We start from the raw sequence: 16,159 nt of genomic DNA, 5'->3' as shown, positions 1-16,159 counted from the left end.
AGCATGACCACGGTTCCGTCCACCGAAAACCTCTCGTCCGCCGTCTCCGAACTCATGGAACGCGCCCGCGATGACCTCGCCGCCCTCGTCTCGTTCCCCTCCGTCCACCTCGACTCGTCAAAGGCCGACGCGTCGGCGGCGAGTGCCGCATGGGTCCGGGACGCCTTTGCCGAACTCGGATTCGACGTCGAAGTGATCGTTACCAGCGACGGCTCACCCGCCGTCGTCGGCTATCGTGCCGGACCCGAGGGCAGCCCGACCATCGCCCTCTACAGCCACCACGACGTGCAGCCCGCGGGCGACGACGCGCTGTGGTCGTCGTCGCCGTTCGAGCTGACCGAACGTGACGGACGCTGGTACGGCCGCGGCAGCGCCGACTGCAAGGGCAACGTCGTCTCGCATCTAACGGCGTTGCGCGCCGTCGCCGACGACCTCTCGTGCAACGTACGGATCATCATCGAAGGGTCCGAGGAAGCAGGCGGCGAAGGTCTGGACGACCTGGTGCACACGCGACCGGAATTGTTCGCCGCCGACCTCATCCTGATCGGCGACGCCGGAAACGTCGCCGTCGGTCTGCCGACGTTGACGACGAGCCTGCGCGGTGTGGTTAACGTGAAGGTCACCGTGTCGGCGCTCGAGACAGCAGTCCATTCCGGCGCAGCGGGCGGACCGACACCCGACGCGATGGCCGCGCTCGTCGCAGGCCTCGCGTCGCTGCGGAACTCCCGCGGCGACACCGTCATCGACGGAGTCGACAACACGCAGGAGTGGGGCGGCGTCGTCTACTCCGACGAACAGTTCCGGGCCGACGTCGGAGCGCTCGCCGGCACCGAGATCCTCGGCAGCGGAAGCCCCGCCGACATGGCGTGGGCTCGGCCGGCCGTCACCGTGATCGGCATGGATGCACCGAGCACAGCCGACTGCGCGGCCGCGATCATCCCGCAGGCGTCGGCGATGCTGAACCTGCGCATCCCACCGGGCATGGAGCCGCAGCCGACGTACGACGCGCTGGTCGCGCACCTGCGCGCACACATTCCGTGGGGTGTGCGGGTCGAGTTCGAGCCGGACGCGTTCGGCCGCCCGTTCCGGGCGGCGACCGACGGTCCCGGCTACATCGTGCTCACCGATGCGATGAAGGCCGCGTACGGATCCGACGGGGTGTTTTATGCCGGGCAGGGCGGTTCCATCCCGCTGTGCACGGTGCTCGCCGAAGCCCATCCCGCAGCCGAGATCGCGCTGTTGGGTGTCGAAGAGCCGCTCTGCCACATCCACGCGCCGGACGAGAGCGTCGATCCTGACGAGATCCGCCGGACCGCCCTCACCGAGGCGATCGTCCTCGCGACGTTCGGAGCGAAATAGGACGTCACGCTGCGGTCGGTCGGGCGGACGGTCATGGTTCGCCTGGCGTGCGATCGCAGTGGTTCCGGTCGGCGGTGTGGCCGGATCGGGTCCGCTGGCCGGTGAGCCCGAAACGAGCCACACCATCACCAGCGGTACTGCTGGCCGACGCTTCCCCAACGGTCGGGACGACCAGCGTGGCGTGCGGCAACACTCCGCCGCGGGTCGGGCGGGTCCGATCCGGACAGAATTGACGTGACTCGACCATCCTCGACGATGGTCAACGACGTCTCATTGAGCGAAGCGTCCTCCGCGACCGGAACCCGCTCCGGATCATCGATGGCGGCACCGAGGCGAATCGCTTCACGCCGCGCCGCGGTCGCTACATCGCCCGGCGTTTCATGAACGACCAGCCTGCGCACCAACATCTGGCGTTGCGTGTCGTCGAGGTCGACGCGTTGCTCGACGAGTGTGACGCCTTTCCCGACAGCATCGGCCATCTCCGCCGGCAGTGATCCGTCCGGCGTACCGCGTCCGATCACCTCGAAGCGTTCGGTGCGGTTTCCGTTGCGGACGGTGCGGTGCGCAACCGCCGGTGGGACACCGATCGCCGTCAGCCGTCCCGCCGCCGTGCGGACTCGTCTACGGAACGGAATACCCGCGATCTCGGCAGTGCGAACCAGGCGAGCTTGCCCGGCGTCGACGACATTGCGTGCTCCAGGCCTAACGCGACCTGTGCAGAACGGGTTTCGATCATTCGGCACTCCAACACCGGCACCTCCCCTGCCGTGGGTTGAGCGAACGAAGTGAACAACCCCACCCGTATGGAATGCCGGACACCACCCCGACAAAGGCCGCCGTAGCCCTCCCGCGGCTCGCACTCTCACCCGAGGAACGAGCAGTCTTTAACGGGTTCGCCTGGACTGCGGCGCGCTATCGAATTGTCAAGAAACAACTGGCTCCCGAAGCACTTCCCGAGACCTACAAACATGATATAACTCACCCCTGACAAAAACGTACGTTCGAATGCTCGTGCGCTAGAACGACGCCGTCGGATGACGAATGACATGCGGAAGCTACTGTTACGCAATGTGTTTCGGCACAGTTCGTCGTCTATCGGCTCGACAAGTGGCCGCTCGCCAAGACCGCCGACGACTCCGTGGTGAAGGCCTCGATCACGCAGCCGGGCAGCGGCGAGGTCCTCAAGGAGGCGATGACCTCACCTTCATCGCCGACGGAGCCTGGCCTCTGATATTCAGCAGCCGCCGACCGGAATCTTGTTCAGATTGGCCGAGATCCATTTACCGATTCGGTCGAGCATGGCGGTCCCGTCGTCGAACGTTCCGCTCGACGGCAGGGCCGCCATGCTCACCGCGAATGCGCCTCGCGGCGTGGTGACGACTCCGAGCTGGCGTACGACATACTTCCCCGTTGCGTCGGACACCGGCCCCCAGCCACCCTTCACCGCGGTGGTGACACCACGTTTGCGCATCGTCTTGACGCCCCACTTCTGGTTCGACTCGACGCTTCGCATGTAACCGAGCACCCGACCGGAGTCGGGGAGGCACGGAAGGTGCGCGCCGAACACGGACTGTCGGGCGAGAGTCCAGTCGGTGTAGCCGGGAAAACTCGACGGCCGGGAGATCGTCGACAGCACACGGGTGTCGCCGTCATGGTCCTCCGCAAGCACCTCGGATACGCGCTTCACGGCGAGCCGATCGCCGCCGAGCGAGGCCCACAGGCGTTCGGCTGCAGCGTTGTCGGATGCGCGGATCGCCGAACGGATGTCGCCGACCACGGCCTTACCGTTGGCACGCTCGGCAGCGATGGACACCGGCACCTTCAACGTCGACCACGCGCGCGCCGTCTTGACGGTCCCGAAGCTCATCGTGTCGTCGGTGCCGACCGGGGTGATCGCCAGACCGATCCGTCCCGGAATGGCTTTGGTGATGGTGCGTGAACGCCGGTTGAAGCTCTTGATCAGATCGACCTGTGACGAGTGGGGGGAGAGTCGCGGGAGCACGTTCGGCATCGGAATCACCGGCGCGGCTCCAGCTGCGCCGGCCCCCATCGCTATTCCACCGGCGACCACTGCTGCGGCGAGTACGGCGGTGGCACCGCGCAGCACCGATCCACGACGAATCACAAACACCCCTTAAGTAACACCAACAACTTTTGTCACTCTAACCACAGATGTGAGGTCGGCCAATCCGCGTGGCTCACCCGAAACCCGGGCGTTGCCCGACCGTTACCGGCAGCGACCAGACGGCAGCGAGGCGAGGTGGCGTCCAACCCAGGCGCCGACCAGGTTGAGCGCAGCTATACCCGAATCCATCGAAGCGCCAGGCGAATACGTACTCATCGCGACGGCCGCGCGGGCACCGTTGCGCAGCGTCACCAGCCCGATCTGCCGCACGATGTACCCGCCCGTCGCGCTCGGGCCCCAGCCGCCTTTGACCGCGGTCGTTCGCGCCGGGATCACTTCGACGCCCCACTGCTGGTTACCTGCGACCTTCTCCATCAGGGAGACGAGATGGCCGCTGTCCGGCAGGCACGGCAGGTTGGCGGTGAACGTCGCCGCGTTGGTCAGGGGCCACGTCGTCTGGCCGAAGACCGTGTACTCGGGGCGCAGTTTCGCCGACGGCACGGTGGTCTGCTCGTCTCCGCCTTCACGCAACACGGCGGTCACCGCTGCGGCCGCCTGCTCGTTGGATCCGAGTGACGCCCATAGCGATTCCGCGGCGGCGTTGTCGGAGTTGATGATGGCCGACGACTCGGCCTGACTCGGCCCGTTCGCACGTTCGGCGGCCAACGCGAGCGGCACCTTGATCGTCGACCACGCGACCTGCGGATCCTGGTCGCCGAACGTCATCGCTTCGCCGCCACCGACGGGGACGACAGCGAGACCGACCGGCTGCGACACGGCCAGCTGGCCGAAGCTCGCAGTGAGCCGCGCCTTCCCCTGTGGAGCAGCCCCCGCGGATGTCGACGAACTCGCCGTCACGACCTCGGTGACCGTCGCGATCGACTCCGATTCGGAGTCCGACCCACACGCTGCGAGTGATGCGGCGGTCATCGCCGCGACGAGTGCGATTCCAACGTTTCGAGCTATCGATGCCACGCGCGCATCCCTCCAGTCATCTGTTTCCCAGTTCGATGTGAGCGGCTCAGTAGATCACGACGACGGCGTTGTTTCCGCCGCGGCAGACCACCACACCGTTCTCGGGTGTGCACGACATCGTGTACGCCTGGCCGGTCACCGGGCTGGACGCGACGATCGTCCTCGCCTCGCCCTTCTGTCCCTCCTGTAGATAGACCGCCCCGACGTTCGCGGCGAACTCACAGCTCGTCACCGACGTCGCCACCCCGACTCCGCCACCGCACGACGCGGTGCCCGGCGGCGGCGTGGGCGCCACCGTCTGTGTCTGCGGCTGGACGGTGTTGGTGATCGTCGTGGTCGACGACGAGGACGTCGTCGCGGTGCCGGAGTCGCGGAAACCGAACCAGTAGACCGCGAGGCCGATCAACGCCACGATGAGCACCGCCGCGATGATCGCCAGAACGATGTTGAGCGTGCGACCGTCGTCGTCGCCCTGCGCCGGGGGCCCGCCCATGTATGCCGCCCCGTAGGGCTGCCCCGGGTACCCCTGCGGGGGAATCGGATTCGTCAGTTGCGGTCCTGAGTAGTGCTGGGGGCCTGAGAAGTGCTGGGGACCTGAGAAGTACTGGGGACCCGAGTAGTTCTTGGTGCCCGACGGCAGCGGCGCACCGATCTGGGTGGCGTCGAACGCCGGATTCAGCGGTGCGCCTTCGACTGCGGCCCGAGCCGCCGCCGCGAATTCGCCCGCCGACCGATACCTCTCCCCCGGCGACTTGGCCAGGCCGCGCATGACCACCTCGTCGAGCGCAGGCGTCACCACCGGGCTAATCGAACTCGGCACGGGGACCGCCGAGAGCACGGTCGCCTTGACGACCGCGCTCACCGAATCGCCCGGATACGGCTGCCGGCCGGTCAACAACTCGAACAGCACGGCCGCGAGCGAGTACACGTCCGACGCGGGGCCGACCGGGACATTGTCGAGTTGCTCGGGCGCCATGTAGGCAATCGAGCCGACGGCGGTCCCGGTGTGCGTCAGATGCGCATCGCCCGCGTGGTGCGCGATGCCGAAGTCGACCAGATAGGCGAACCCGTTTGGCGTCACCAAGACATTCTCCGGCTTCACATCCCGGTGCACCAGCCCGACTGCGTGAGCTGCGTCGAGCGCGGACGCGACCTGTTCGACCAGCGCGACCGCGGCAGACGGCGCCATCGGCCCGTCGCCACGCAACACCGCACGCAGATCACGACCGTCGACCAGCCGCATGTCGAGATAGAGCACGCCGTCGATCTCGCCGTAATCGTGGATCGGAATTATGTGGGGCTCGCCGAGTCTCGCCGCGGTCTGCGACTCGCGGCGGAAACGTTCCTGAAAGGTCTCGTCGGCGGCCAGATCCGCTTTGAGGAGCTTGAGTGCGACCTCACGGTCACGGACGGTGTCGTGCGCCCGGAACACCTGCCCCATGCCGCCCCGACCGACCAATGCGTCCAGTCGGTACGGGCCGAACTGAGATCCAACATCCATGAGGACGATCATTCCTCATGAGTCCGACAATCATCGCCTCCACGCGGACATTGTCATTCACTCGGACGCCACGCAGACATCCCGAGAAACACCATCACCAACTGTTTCTCCGCACGCGCGACCAGTGTCCGTTCGGTGGACTCGCGGCCGTCGCCGTCGAGCAGTTCCGCGACCGCGGTCATCATGATCGTGACGATCAGATCCGCGGCCACTTCCAGATCCTCGGCCTCCCACGACACCAGCGCGGGCGTGCGAGCGAGATCGATCGCGAGCTCGCGCGAGAGCAGACGGAGCTCGGTTCCGATGGCGCGCCGCACCTCGGCGACCCCGCCGTGCTGCTCGCGGACCAGGAACCGGAACTGCTTCTGGTCGGTCCGAACCTTCCGCAACAGAATGTCGAGCGAATCGCGTGCGGTCGGCATGCCGCGACCGGCGAGGTCGCGTCGCGCCTCACGCAATGCGCCGCGCAGCATCCGCATGGCGTCCTCGACGAGAGTGACGCCGAGATCCTCCATCGACGCGAAATGCCGATAGAACGCGGTGGGCACAATGCCTGCACCGCGTGACACCTCACGCAGGCTGATGCTTCCGAATGAACGGTCGTCCACCAAATCGATGGTGGTGTCGAGCAGCGCCTGCCGAGTCTGTTCCTTCTTCTCTGCTCGGCTTCCGGCCACGCGAGCAGTCTAGTGGACCGGCCAGCGGTGACGACGGACACGCACGCGAGACCTTGACACATATCGGTACGGGCAGACATTCTCGTTGTGTACACATGTTCACTGAAAAGTTCGAACAGACCGAAGGACACCGAGATGGCACACCACATCGCGACGCTCGTCGAATCACTCGTCGAAGCCACCGCCACCCCGTACCCGGTAGACCGCTACCTGGAGTTCATCGACCCGATGATCACCTGGCGCGACACTCGCGGCAAAGTGATCGACGTCCGCCGTCAGACCGACCGCTCGACGACTGTCACCCTGCGTCCCACCCGCCAGTGGAAGGGTCACCAGGCAGGACAGTACGTCGAGGTAGGAGTCGTGATCGACGGCGTTCGTCACCGCCGCTTCTACTCGCCCGCCAACGCCGAGAACACGCGCGGCGACATCGAGATCACCGTCGCCGTCCACGACAGCGGACTGGTCTCGAATCACCTGCGCGACAACCTTGAAGTCGGCGAGGTCGTGACGCTCGCCACCGCGGACGGGGGCTTCACTCTCCCGGCTGCACGCCCGGAGAAGGTCGTCCTCGTCAGCGGCGGCAGCGGGATTACACCCGTCCTCTCAATGCTGCGCACGCTGGTCGCCGAAGGACACTCGGGTCAGATCACGTTCGTGCACTACGCACGTACCGCGGACGACGTGCCCTACCGGGCCGAGCTCGACGCGATCAACCGCACGATCGACGGCGTTGACGTCCGCCTCCACTACACGCGCGGCGACGCGCCCGAGCACTTCTCGCCCGAGCACATCGCCGACGTCGCCCACGGCGGTGCACAGGTGTACATGTGCGGTCCGGCATCGCTGATGGACGCGGTCCGCGAGTACGCCGACGACGCAGGCATCGCCGACGCCGTCCACAGTGAAGCGTTCACGATCGCGCTGCCCTCCGTCGTCGCCGACGACCAGGTCGGCGGCACCGTAACCTTCGGCGCATCGGGCACCACCGCCGACAACGACGGCCGGACTCTCCTCGAACAGGCTGAGTCAGCAGGCCTCAGCCCGGAGTACGGCTGCCGTATGGGCATCTGCTTCACCTGCACCAAGGTCCGCACGTCCGGCTGCACCCGCAACGTCCTGACCGGCGAGCTTGACTCCGAACCCGACTCCCATATCCAGCTCTGCGTCAACGCCCCCGTCGGCGACGTCGAGATCGACGTCTGACCACCACCCACCACTCTCGAAGGGAAGCAAGGACCATGACCGTCTCACCCCTCGCATCGCGCACCCAGACCGCCCCGTCCACCGAGATCGACCTGAGCTACGACCAGGTCGAGGCCCTGGGCGCCGAACTCGACGCCTTGCGCGCCCGCGTCGTCGCCGACCTCGGCGAGTCGGACCGCAACTACATCTATTCGATCATCAGCGCCCAGCGGAAGCTCGAGTTCGCAGGCCGCGCAGCGATGTTCGTCCCGTTCCTGCCGCCGGTGTGGCTGGCGGGCGTCGCATCGCTCGGGGTCGCGAAGATCCTCGACAACATGGAGATCGGGCACAACGTCATGCACGGCCAGTACGACTGGATGCGTGAGGACACGTACAACTCCCGCGAGTTCGACTGGGACAACGTGTGCCCGGGCGACCAGTGGAAGCACAGCCACAACTACATGCACCACACGTTCACCAACGTCCTCGGCGAGGACCGCGACATCGGTTACGGCATCCTGCGCATGGCGCGCGACCAGAAGTGGAACCCATACTTCCTCGGCAACCTCGGTTACGCGACCGCGCTCATGCTCCTGTTCGAGTGGGGCGTCATGCTGCACGACCTCGAAGCCGAGAACATCGTTCAGGGCAAACGCAAGTGGAGCGACATCAAAGGCCTCGCGAAGGGCATGTGGCGCAAGGCGAGCAAGCAGGTCGCCAAGGACTACATCCTGTGGCCCGCGCTCACCGGCCCGTTCTTCGTGAGCACGGTGGTCGGCAACGCGAGCGCCAACCTGATCCGCAACGTGTGGGCGTACTCGATCATCTTCTGCGGCCACTTCCCTTCGGGCGCACAGACTTTCACCGCCGAAGAGTGCGTCGACGAGACGAAGGGTCAGTGGTACGTCCGCCAGATGCTCGGCTCGGCCAACATCGTCGGCAGCGACCTGTTCCACATCATGAGCGGCAACCTGTCGCACCAGATCGAGCACCACCTGTTCCCCGACATTCCCGCCAACCGGTACCCGGAGATGGCTGGCGAGGTCCGCGCGATCTGCGAGAAGTACGACCTGCCGTACAACACCGGTTCGCTGCGCCAGCAGCTCGGGTCGACGTGGAAGAAGATCGCGAAGCTGTCGCTCCCCAACTGGATGACCCGCGACGACAACGACATCGTCGTCAACATCGAGCGCACGAAGGCCGTCGACGCGGCCTGACGCGAGCTGATCGCACTTCGGCACTTTCTTTCGGCGTGACGCCGAAAGAAAGTGCCGAAGTCGTCGGAGGGCCCCACTCGCTTACGATGGACGGCAACGTCGAACGGAGGGATCGTCATCGTGGTCGGTCGGGCAGAACGCAGCAAGGACTTCGCGCAGGAGATGGTGCAGAGCGCCGCGTCGCGAGTCGGCAACATCACCGCGATCATCACGACCGCGGTGGTCGACGTGGCACGCGAGGTCGGCGAGCTGATCACCGACGGTTTCGAGATGCGCGACGCCGCGAAGAAGGCGGAGCAGGCTCAACAGTCTCAGGACGAGGACTCCTGAATCCGGTGACCGACCAGTACGAGGTGCTGCGCACCGTCTTCGGTTACGACGCGTTCCGCGGCGACCAGGAGAAGATCGTCTCCCACGTGGTGGCGGGCGGCGACGCCGTGGTCCTGATGCCGACCGGCGGCGGCAAAAGCCTCTGCTATCAGGTGCCTGCTCTGGTTCGGGACGGGTGCGCGGTCGTCGTCTCCCCGCTCATCGCGCTCATGGCCGATCAGGTCGGCGCGCTCCGTCAGCTCGGGGTCAAGGCCGCATACCTGAACTCGACGCAACTCCCCGACGAACGTGCGGATGTCGAACGCCGTTACCTCGCAGCCGATCTCGACTTGATCTATGTCGCCCCGGAAAGGTTGAGTCAGCAGTACACGCGTGACCTACTCTCGCGCGGAAAGCTGTCGCTGGTCGCGATCGACGAAGCGCACTGTGTGTCCCAGTGGGGTCACGACTTCCGGCCGGACTATCTGGCACTCGGCGATCTCGCGGAACTGTGGCCGGACGTCCCGCGGATCGCGCTCACGGCGACGGCGACACGGCGCACCCACGAGGAACTCACGCAGCGTCTGCACCTGCAGGACGCGCAGCATTTCGTGGCCAGCTTCGACCGGCCGAACATCACGTATCGGATCGAGCCGAAGAAGCAGGTCAACAGGCAGCTGTTGGAGTTCATCCAGGCCGACGGCGTCGTCGACGGCGAGCCCGCGACCGGGATCGTCTACGCCCTCAGCCGTAAGTCGGTGGAGAACATCGCGGCCTTCCTGGTGTCGAACGGGATCAACGCGCTGCCCTACCACGCAGGCCTCGACAAGCAGGTGCGCAACGACACGCTGCACCGCTTTCTGCGGGAGGACGGCATCGTCGTCGTCGCGACGATCGCGTTCGGCATGGGTATCGACAAACCGGATGTGCGGTTCGTCGCCCACGTCGATCTGCCGAAGAGCGTCGAAGGCTACTACCAGGAGACCGGCCGCGCCGGCCGGGACGGGCTGCCGTCGGTGGCGTGGATGGCGTATGGGCTGGCCGACGTCGTCCAGCAACAGCGGTTGATCCAGATGTCCGACGGCGACGCCGCGCATCGTCGCGCACAGTCGGAGCATTTGAACGCGATGCTGGCGCTGTGCGAGTCGGCGACGTGCCGTCGGCAACAGCTGCTGCGCTATTTCGACCAGGATTCGGGCCCGTGCGGCAACTGCGATACGTGTCTGAATCCGCCGAAGACGTGGGACGGCACCGTGCCCGCGCAGAAGCTGATGGCGACCATCTGGCGGCTCGACCGTGAGCACGGCCAGCACTACGGTGCCGGACATCTCATCGACATCCTGCGCGGCGTCGACAACAAGCGGATGAATCAGCTCGGACACAAGTCCCTGAGCACATACGGGATCGGGTCCGACTTGGATGCGAACGCGTGGAGCAGCGTCGTCCGCCAACTCCTGGCGTCGGGGTATCTCCAGACACGCGGCGAATACGGTCAGTACTACCTCACCGAGGCGGGCGTCCCGGTGATGCACGGCAAGGTGCAGCAGGTGTTCCGCGAGGACACGCGGGCAGCCGGGCGCACACGCCGCCCGAAGACCGTGGCCGTGTCGGTCGACCTGTCCGACGACGATCGGGATGTGTTCGAGTCGCTGCGTCAGTGGCGGACATCGGTCGCCAGGGAAGCGCAGATCCCGCCGTACACGGTGCTGTCGAACAAGGCGCTCGAAGGCATCGCTCAGATCCGTCCGACGAGCAGCGAGGAACTGCTCTCGGTCAACGGCATCGGTGAAGCGAAACTCGAGCGGTACGGCGAAGCCATCCTCGAGGTGGTCGCCGATTCGGGCGCCGTGCACTAAACCCTCGACGCACCTGCGATGCAAACGTACGGTGACCGCATGAGCACCCCGGACTCCCTGTTCACCCCGGTCGAAACGTCTGTCGCGGTGCAGCCGGAGCCGTCGTGGCATCGCGGGCTGCTCGACTTCCCGAATCCGGTCAACGACTACGCCGCACGGTCGACGGCCGGCCTGGTGGTCGTGTTGGCCGCCGTCTCGATCGTCGTGAACCAGCCGTGGCTGTACGGAGTGCTCGCGCTCGGTTTCGTGCTGCGGGTGGCGGGCGGACCGCGCTATTCGCCTTTCGGTCGGCTCGCCGTCCACGTGATCGTTCCGCAGGTGTGGCGCAAGGAGAAGGCGGTCGCGGGCCCGCCGAAGCGTTTCGCCCAGGCCATCGGCCTCGCCTTCTCCGGCACTGCGTTCGTCCTGTCGCTCGTCGGACTCGGCCTGGCCGCGCAGATCATCGTCGGCGCCCTGATCGTCGCCGCGCTGCTCGAGTTCGCCGTGGGGCTGTGCACGGGTTGTATCGCGTTCGGTTACCTGCAGCGCGCCGGCGTCATCCCCGACGACGTCTGCGAGGCATGCAACGACGTCACGCTGTTCGGACGCAACGTCTGAGCCGCTGACCTCAGTCGAGCAGACCCAGCGCGATTCCATCCAGGATGTCGTGTTCGGAGACGACCATCTCGGTGATGGCGGCACGGTCGGCGAAGTTGCGCGCCAACTCCTGCGTGACCAGGGCGCCGCCGCCGATCACGTCTGCGCGCCCCGGATGCATCGGGCCGAGGTCCAGTCGCTCGTCCCGCGTCATCGCGACGAGCTTGGAGCACAGTTTGTGCAGGTCGGCCAGCCCGATCCGCGAGTGGTGGATGAACTCCGGATCGTAGTGGTCGAGTCCCGCGTGCAATGCCGCGAACGTCGTCAACGTCCCCGCAACGCCGACCCAGGTGCGCGCAGCCGACACGTCGACCGCCGCGAAAGCCTTCGCCAACTCGTCGCGGGCGTACCCGACCGCGGCGTCGACTTCGTCGAGCGTCGGCGGATCCGAGTGCAGCGCGCGTTCGGTGAGCCGGACGCAGCCGATGTTCGTCGAATACGCGCCGGCGACGACGGCGTCGCCACCGACGACCGACCCGAGCACGACCTCCGTGCTGCCGCCGCCGAGGTCGGTCACGACGAACGGGCCGTCCGCCGGGTCCAGACCGCCGACCGCGCCGCGGAACGACAGCCGCGCCTCCTCGTCGCCCGAGATCACCTCGGCGAACGCACCCGCCTGGACCTCGCCGAGCAGCTGCGCCGTCATCGCGAAGAATTCGTCCCGGTTCCCGGCGTCACGCGTCGCCGACGTCGCAACCATCCGGACCCGGTCGACGCCCGCTTCGAGCATGACGTCCACGTAGTCGGCCAACGCGGCACGAACGCGTTCGATCGCTTCCGGCGCGAACTCGCCGGTGGCGTCGACGCCCTGACCGAGCCGGACCACTTCCATGTCACGCGTGACGTCGACGAGGGAGCCGTCGGGCCCGAGCTCCGCGATCAGCAGTCGGATCGAGTTGGTTCCGCAGTCGACGGCCGCGACACGCGTCACTGTGCACCAGCGATGGCGGGCCAGTCGGCGGGGACGGCGATGCCGCGGAGCTTCTCGACGTCGGCGAGCATAGCGACAGCCTCGTCGCCGAGCGGGTTGACGCCCGGCCCCTTCGCGAGCGAGTGAGCGACGAGGACGTGCAGGCACTTCACCCGATCGGGCATGCCACCGCCGGTAAAGTCAGTGCCCAGCGACTCGATCGCATCGCGTTCGGCGAGGTAGCTCTCGTGGGCGCGGAGGTAGCCTGCCGCGAGTTCGGTGTCGTCGGCCAGACGCGCCTGCATCTCGCGCATCACGCCGCCGGACTCGAGACGACTGCACGCGCCGGTCAACCGTTGATCGGTCAGATAGTAGAGGGTCGGGAACGGCGTCCCGTCCGGCAGACGCGGCGCCGTCTTCACCACGGCAGGCGCACCATCCGGGGTCCGGTAACTGACTTCAAGAACGCCTCGCGGTATCCGTCCGAGCTGTCGCTCGACGGCCGCGAGATCGTCATCGGAAACGCTCACTTGCCCTCCGGCGGTGTCGACACCGCATCCCACATGTTCTGGTACCACGGATTGGCTTCACGCTCGCGTTCGGCGCGTTCCGCGGCTTCCTGCTGTTCTTTGTTCGGCGCGATCAAAATCACCTGGCGTTCGCCGCGCTTGACCATCTGCAAACGTTCGCGCGCCTTCGCCTCGATGTACGCGGGGTCGTTCTGTTCGACTGCTTTGCGCTGGTACTCGGCGACTTCCTTCTGCAACTGCGTGTTGGCCTGCTGCAGTTCGTTGAACTCACTGCGTTGCGACAGATACGTCCGGACGGGGACGGCGAGGGTCAACGCCAGGAAGACGATGACCAACGTGATCACGGCCGCCCGCTTCGGGTCCACGTGGCCCAGGCGCGACGCCAGTGTGCGCTTCGGCGGACGGACCCCGCCACGCCCACGCACGTCGCGAGGCCCAGGCTTCTTCCCCGCTAACTTCCCCGCAGAATTTTGCCCAGCGGGATTCTCCTCAGCAGGTTTGTTCTCTGCGCGCGTCGAGACGGCGTCGGCGAGCGCGGCGAGATCATCGTCGGACCGACTCCGGGCGCGGCGCGTGACCGGCTGCGACCGTCGAGACCTGCCGTCTCGCCGGTCGCTTCGGCCCCGGCTACCGCGCCCGGACGTCGATTCAGCCATACGTATCAGTCGATCACGCGTCGACGTTGAAACGCGGGAACGCGAGGTCCCCTGCGAAGCGCGCGGCGTCGCCCAGGCCCTCTTCGATACGCAGAAGCTGGTTGTACTTCGCGACACGCTCGCTGCGTGCAGGCGCACCGGTCTTGATCTGGCCACAGCTGCAGGCGACTGCCAGGTCGGCGATGGTGGTGTCCTCGGTCTCGCCGCTGCGGTGGCTCATCATCGACTTGTAGCCGTTGTTGTGCGCCAGTGCGACGGCGTCGAGGGTCTCGGTGAGGGTGCCGATCTGGTTGACCTTCACCAGCAGAGCGTTGGCGATGCCCTTGTTAATGCCCTCTTCCAGACGTTCCGGGTTGGTGACGAACAGGTCGTCGCCGACGAGCTGGACCTTGTCGCCGATCGCTTCGGTGAGGGCGGCCCAACCGGTCCAGTCGTCTTCGGCGAGACCGTCTTCGATCGACACGATCGGGTACTCGGCGATCAGCTTCGAATAGAACTCGATCATCTGGTCTGCGGTCTTCGGGGCGCCCGAGAACTGGTAGGCACCGTCGGTGAAGAACTCGGTCGACGCCGAGTCGAGGGCGACGACGACGTCGCTGCCGAACTTCAGGCCTGCGTTCCCGACTGCGGTGGCGATGACGTCGAGCGCGGCCTCGGTGTTCGGCAGGTCGGGTGCGAAACCGCCCTCGTCGCCGAGCGCCGTGCTCATGCCCTGCTTGTGCAGCACCGACTTGAGCGCGTGGTACACCTCGGCACCCCAGCGCAGCGACTCGGCGAACGTCGGCGCACCGATCGGCGCGATCATGAACTCCTGGAAGTCGATGCCGTTGTCGGCGTGCGCGCCACCGTTGATGATGTTCATCATCGGGACGGGCAGGATGTGGGCGTTCGGGCCGCCGATGTAACGGAACAGGTCGAGGCCTGCCGACTCAGCTGCGGCACGTGCGACGGCCAGCGATACGCCGAGGGTGGCGTTGGCGCCCAGACGCGACTTGCTGGGTGTGCCGTCGAGGTCGACGAGGGTCTGGTCGAGGACGCGCTGGTCGTCGGCTTCGATGCCGATCACTTCAGGGGCGATGTCGTCGAGGACTGCTTCGACCGCTTTCTGAACGCCCTTGCCGAGGTAGCGGTCGCCGCCGTCGCGCAATTCGACGGCCTCGTGCTCACCGGTGGACGCACCCGACGGGACCGCTGCCCGGCCGAAAGAACCGTCGCCGAGAACCACTTCCACCTCGACGGTCGGATTGCCTCGGGAATCGAGGATCTCGCGCGCGCCAACCTGCTCGATAATTGCCACTTGTTCCAGCCCCATTCAGATGGTCGTGCCGACGCCTCGTGCGACGTCGCCTTCGGGTACGTCTACTAGGGTAATGGCTCCGTCCCGGAAGCCGGTTCAGTACCTGACGTTCACCGAGTAGGCGTTCGCGTGGTTGCGGACTTTGAGGACATAGTCCATCGAGTTGTTGTAGGTCAGGACGGCTTTCTCCCACCCTTCGGGGGTCGTCATGTCCCCGTCCGCCGACACGCACAGGTAGCGGGCCGCCGAGAGCGCGGCGTCGTCGATGTTGTCGGGGTCTGCCTTGCCGTCGCCGTTAGCGTCGACGCCGAAGCGCTTCCACGTGGTCGGGATGAACTGGAACGGGCCGACGGCGCGGTCGTACTCCGTGTCTCCGTCGATCTTCCCGTTGTCGGTGTCGCGGATCTCCCAGTTGCCGTCGGTGCCGTCGAGTTGCGGTCCGCGGATCTCGGGCCGGACGTCGCCGTTGACTGCGACGTCCGCGTCGCGGTGCGTGCCGTGCTTGGTCTCGACGCCTGCGATGCCCGCGACGGTGGTCCACGCGATGCCGCATTCGGGGTGTTGCTGCCGTTGGATCTCGGCAGCGTTACCGTACGCCTCCATCGCCGTCACCGGGATGCTGAGATCCTTCGCGATGGGCGCGGCCCATTCACGCAGTGTGTCAGCGGTGCGGCCGGGGGCGTGGATGTCGACGAACGGCTGCTGGACGCCGGGGCCGGGCGGCAGGCCGTCGGGGATGTCGGGGCCGTCCCACGGCATCTCGATGTTGCAGGCGGTCAGCGTCACGGCTGCCAGTCCGGCCGTCGCGGCGAGGGCGACGCGTCGAAGGGTGGTTGCCGTCGACACAGCTGATCAGTCCTTCCATACATACGGAGCACCCCGGTCGGGGGCGGGCACCAGCGTGCCACATCACTAGGTCAACTCCA

General features: G+C 66.5%; 16 protein-coding genes. 6 read left to right on the top strand and 10 right to left on the bottom strand.

Features of this window, described 5'->3' with window-relative positions:
• Window positions 1-3 precede the first annotated feature (3 nt).
• On the top strand, window positions 4-1,359 hold the full coding sequence (locus tag L5G33_RS18570) for a dipeptidase (RefSeq protein ID WP_236999662.1): 1,356 nt from the start codon (window positions 4-6) through the stop codon (window positions 1,357-1,359).
• A gap of 125 nt (window positions 1,360-1,484) precedes the next feature.
• On the opposite strand, the gene L5G33_RS18565 is transcribed toward L5G33_RS18570, so the two are convergent.
• From L5G33_RS18565 to L5G33_RS18545, 5 genes are all read right to left on the bottom strand, one after another.
• The gene (locus tag L5G33_RS18565; protein WP_236999661.1) at window positions 1,485-2,102 is read right to left on the bottom strand and encodes a hypothetical protein; all 618 of its coding nucleotides are present in this window, start codon (window positions 2,100-2,102) and stop codon (window positions 1,485-1,487) included.
• 491 nt (window positions 2,103-2,593) lie between these two features.
• Window positions 2,594-3,484 carry a serine hydrolase gene (locus L5G33_RS18560; protein ID WP_236999660.1) on the bottom strand — a complete coding sequence of 297 codons (891 nt, stop codon included), beginning with the start codon at window positions 3,482-3,484 and terminating at the stop codon, window positions 2,594-2,596.
• A 102-nt stretch (window positions 3,485-3,586) separates the two neighbouring features.
• Window positions 3,587-4,414 carry a serine hydrolase gene (locus L5G33_RS18555; protein ID WP_236999779.1) on the bottom strand — a complete coding sequence of 276 codons (828 nt, stop codon included), beginning with the start codon at window positions 4,412-4,414 and terminating at the stop codon, window positions 3,587-3,589.
• A 91-nt stretch (window positions 4,415-4,505) separates the two neighbouring features.
• On the bottom strand, window positions 4,506-5,960 hold the full coding sequence (locus tag L5G33_RS18550; protein ID WP_236999659.1) for a serine/threonine-protein kinase: 1,455 nt from the start codon (window positions 5,958-5,960) through the stop codon (window positions 4,506-4,508).
• Window positions 5,961-6,013: 53 nt separating this feature from the next.
• On the bottom strand, window positions 6,014-6,637 hold the full coding sequence (locus tag L5G33_RS18545; protein WP_236999658.1) for a TetR family transcriptional regulator: 624 nt from the start codon (window positions 6,635-6,637) through the stop codon (window positions 6,014-6,016).
• Between the two features lie 135 nt (window positions 6,638-6,772).
• Between L5G33_RS18545 and L5G33_RS18540 the strand changes: the two genes are divergently transcribed.
• The 5 genes from L5G33_RS18540 (at window position 6,773) to L5G33_RS18520 (ending at window position 11,801) form a co-directional block, all read left to right on the top strand.
• Window positions 6,773-7,843: a ferredoxin reductase gene (locus L5G33_RS18540; protein WP_236999657.1), complete on the top strand. Its 1,071-nt coding sequence runs from the start codon at window positions 6,773-6,775 to the stop codon at window positions 7,841-7,843.
• 35 nt (window positions 7,844-7,878) lie between these two features.
• The gene (locus tag L5G33_RS18535; RefSeq protein WP_236999656.1) at window positions 7,879-9,039 is read left to right on the top strand and encodes a fatty acid desaturase family protein; all 1,161 of its coding nucleotides are present in this window, start codon (window positions 7,879-7,881) and stop codon (window positions 9,037-9,039) included.
• Window positions 9,040-9,159: 120 nt separating this feature from the next.
• Complete coding sequence (locus L5G33_RS18530) at window positions 9,160-9,369, top strand: hypothetical protein (RefSeq protein WP_236999655.1); 210 nt, start codon at window positions 9,160-9,162, stop codon at window positions 9,367-9,369.
• Between the two features lie 5 nt (window positions 9,370-9,374).
• A complete protein-coding gene (gene recQ, locus L5G33_RS18525; RefSeq protein WP_236999654.1) occupies window positions 9,375-11,204 on the top strand; it encodes a DNA helicase RecQ in 1,830 nt (609 codons plus the stop codon).
• 39 nt (window positions 11,205-11,243) lie between these two features.
• Window positions 11,244-11,801 carry a DUF4395 domain-containing protein gene (locus tag L5G33_RS18520; protein ID WP_236999653.1) on the top strand — a complete coding sequence of 186 codons (558 nt, stop codon included), beginning with the start codon at window positions 11,244-11,246 and terminating at the stop codon, window positions 11,799-11,801.
• A gap of 10 nt (window positions 11,802-11,811) precedes the next feature.
• Here L5G33_RS18520 and L5G33_RS18515 read toward each other — a convergent pair whose 3' ends face one another.
• From L5G33_RS18515 to L5G33_RS18495, 5 genes are all read right to left on the bottom strand, one after another.
• Window positions 11,812-12,771, bottom strand: a complete 960-nt coding sequence (locus L5G33_RS18515; protein WP_236999652.1) for a Ppx/GppA phosphatase family protein — start codon at window positions 12,769-12,771, stop codon at window positions 11,812-11,814.
• Entirely contained in the window at window positions 12,768-13,280 is a 513-nt protein-coding gene (locus L5G33_RS18510) for a DUF501 domain-containing protein (RefSeq protein ID WP_236999651.1), read from the bottom strand. The genes L5G33_RS18515 and L5G33_RS18510 overlap by 4 nt, the downstream gene beginning before the upstream one ends.
• Window positions 13,277-13,645, bottom strand: coding sequence for an FtsB family cell division protein (locus L5G33_RS18505; RefSeq protein ID WP_236999650.1), 369 nt, complete (start codon window positions 13,643-13,645; stop codon window positions 13,277-13,279). Before L5G33_RS18505 ends, L5G33_RS18510 begins: the two co-directional genes overlap by 4 nt.
• Window positions 13,646-13,949: 304 nt before the next feature.
• A complete protein-coding gene (eno, locus tag L5G33_RS18500) occupies window positions 13,950-15,233 on the bottom strand; it encodes a phosphopyruvate hydratase (RefSeq protein ID WP_236999649.1) in 1,284 nt (427 codons plus the stop codon).
• A 96-nt stretch (window positions 15,234-15,329) separates the two neighbouring features.
• Complete coding sequence (locus L5G33_RS18495) at window positions 15,330-16,079, bottom strand: lytic transglycosylase domain-containing protein (protein WP_236999648.1); 750 nt, start codon at window positions 16,077-16,079, stop codon at window positions 15,330-15,332.
• Window positions 16,080-16,159: the final 80 nt, after the last annotated feature.

The sequence above is a fragment of the Gordonia liuliyuniae genome, from assembly GCF_021738805.1.
In the GTDB taxonomy this organism is placed as follows: domain Bacteria; phylum Actinomycetota; class Actinomycetes; order Mycobacteriales; family Mycobacteriaceae; genus Gordonia; species Gordonia liuliyuniae.
The sequence above is the reverse complement of the archived record's forward strand: the minus strand, read 5'-3'. Positions and strand labels throughout refer to the sequence as shown.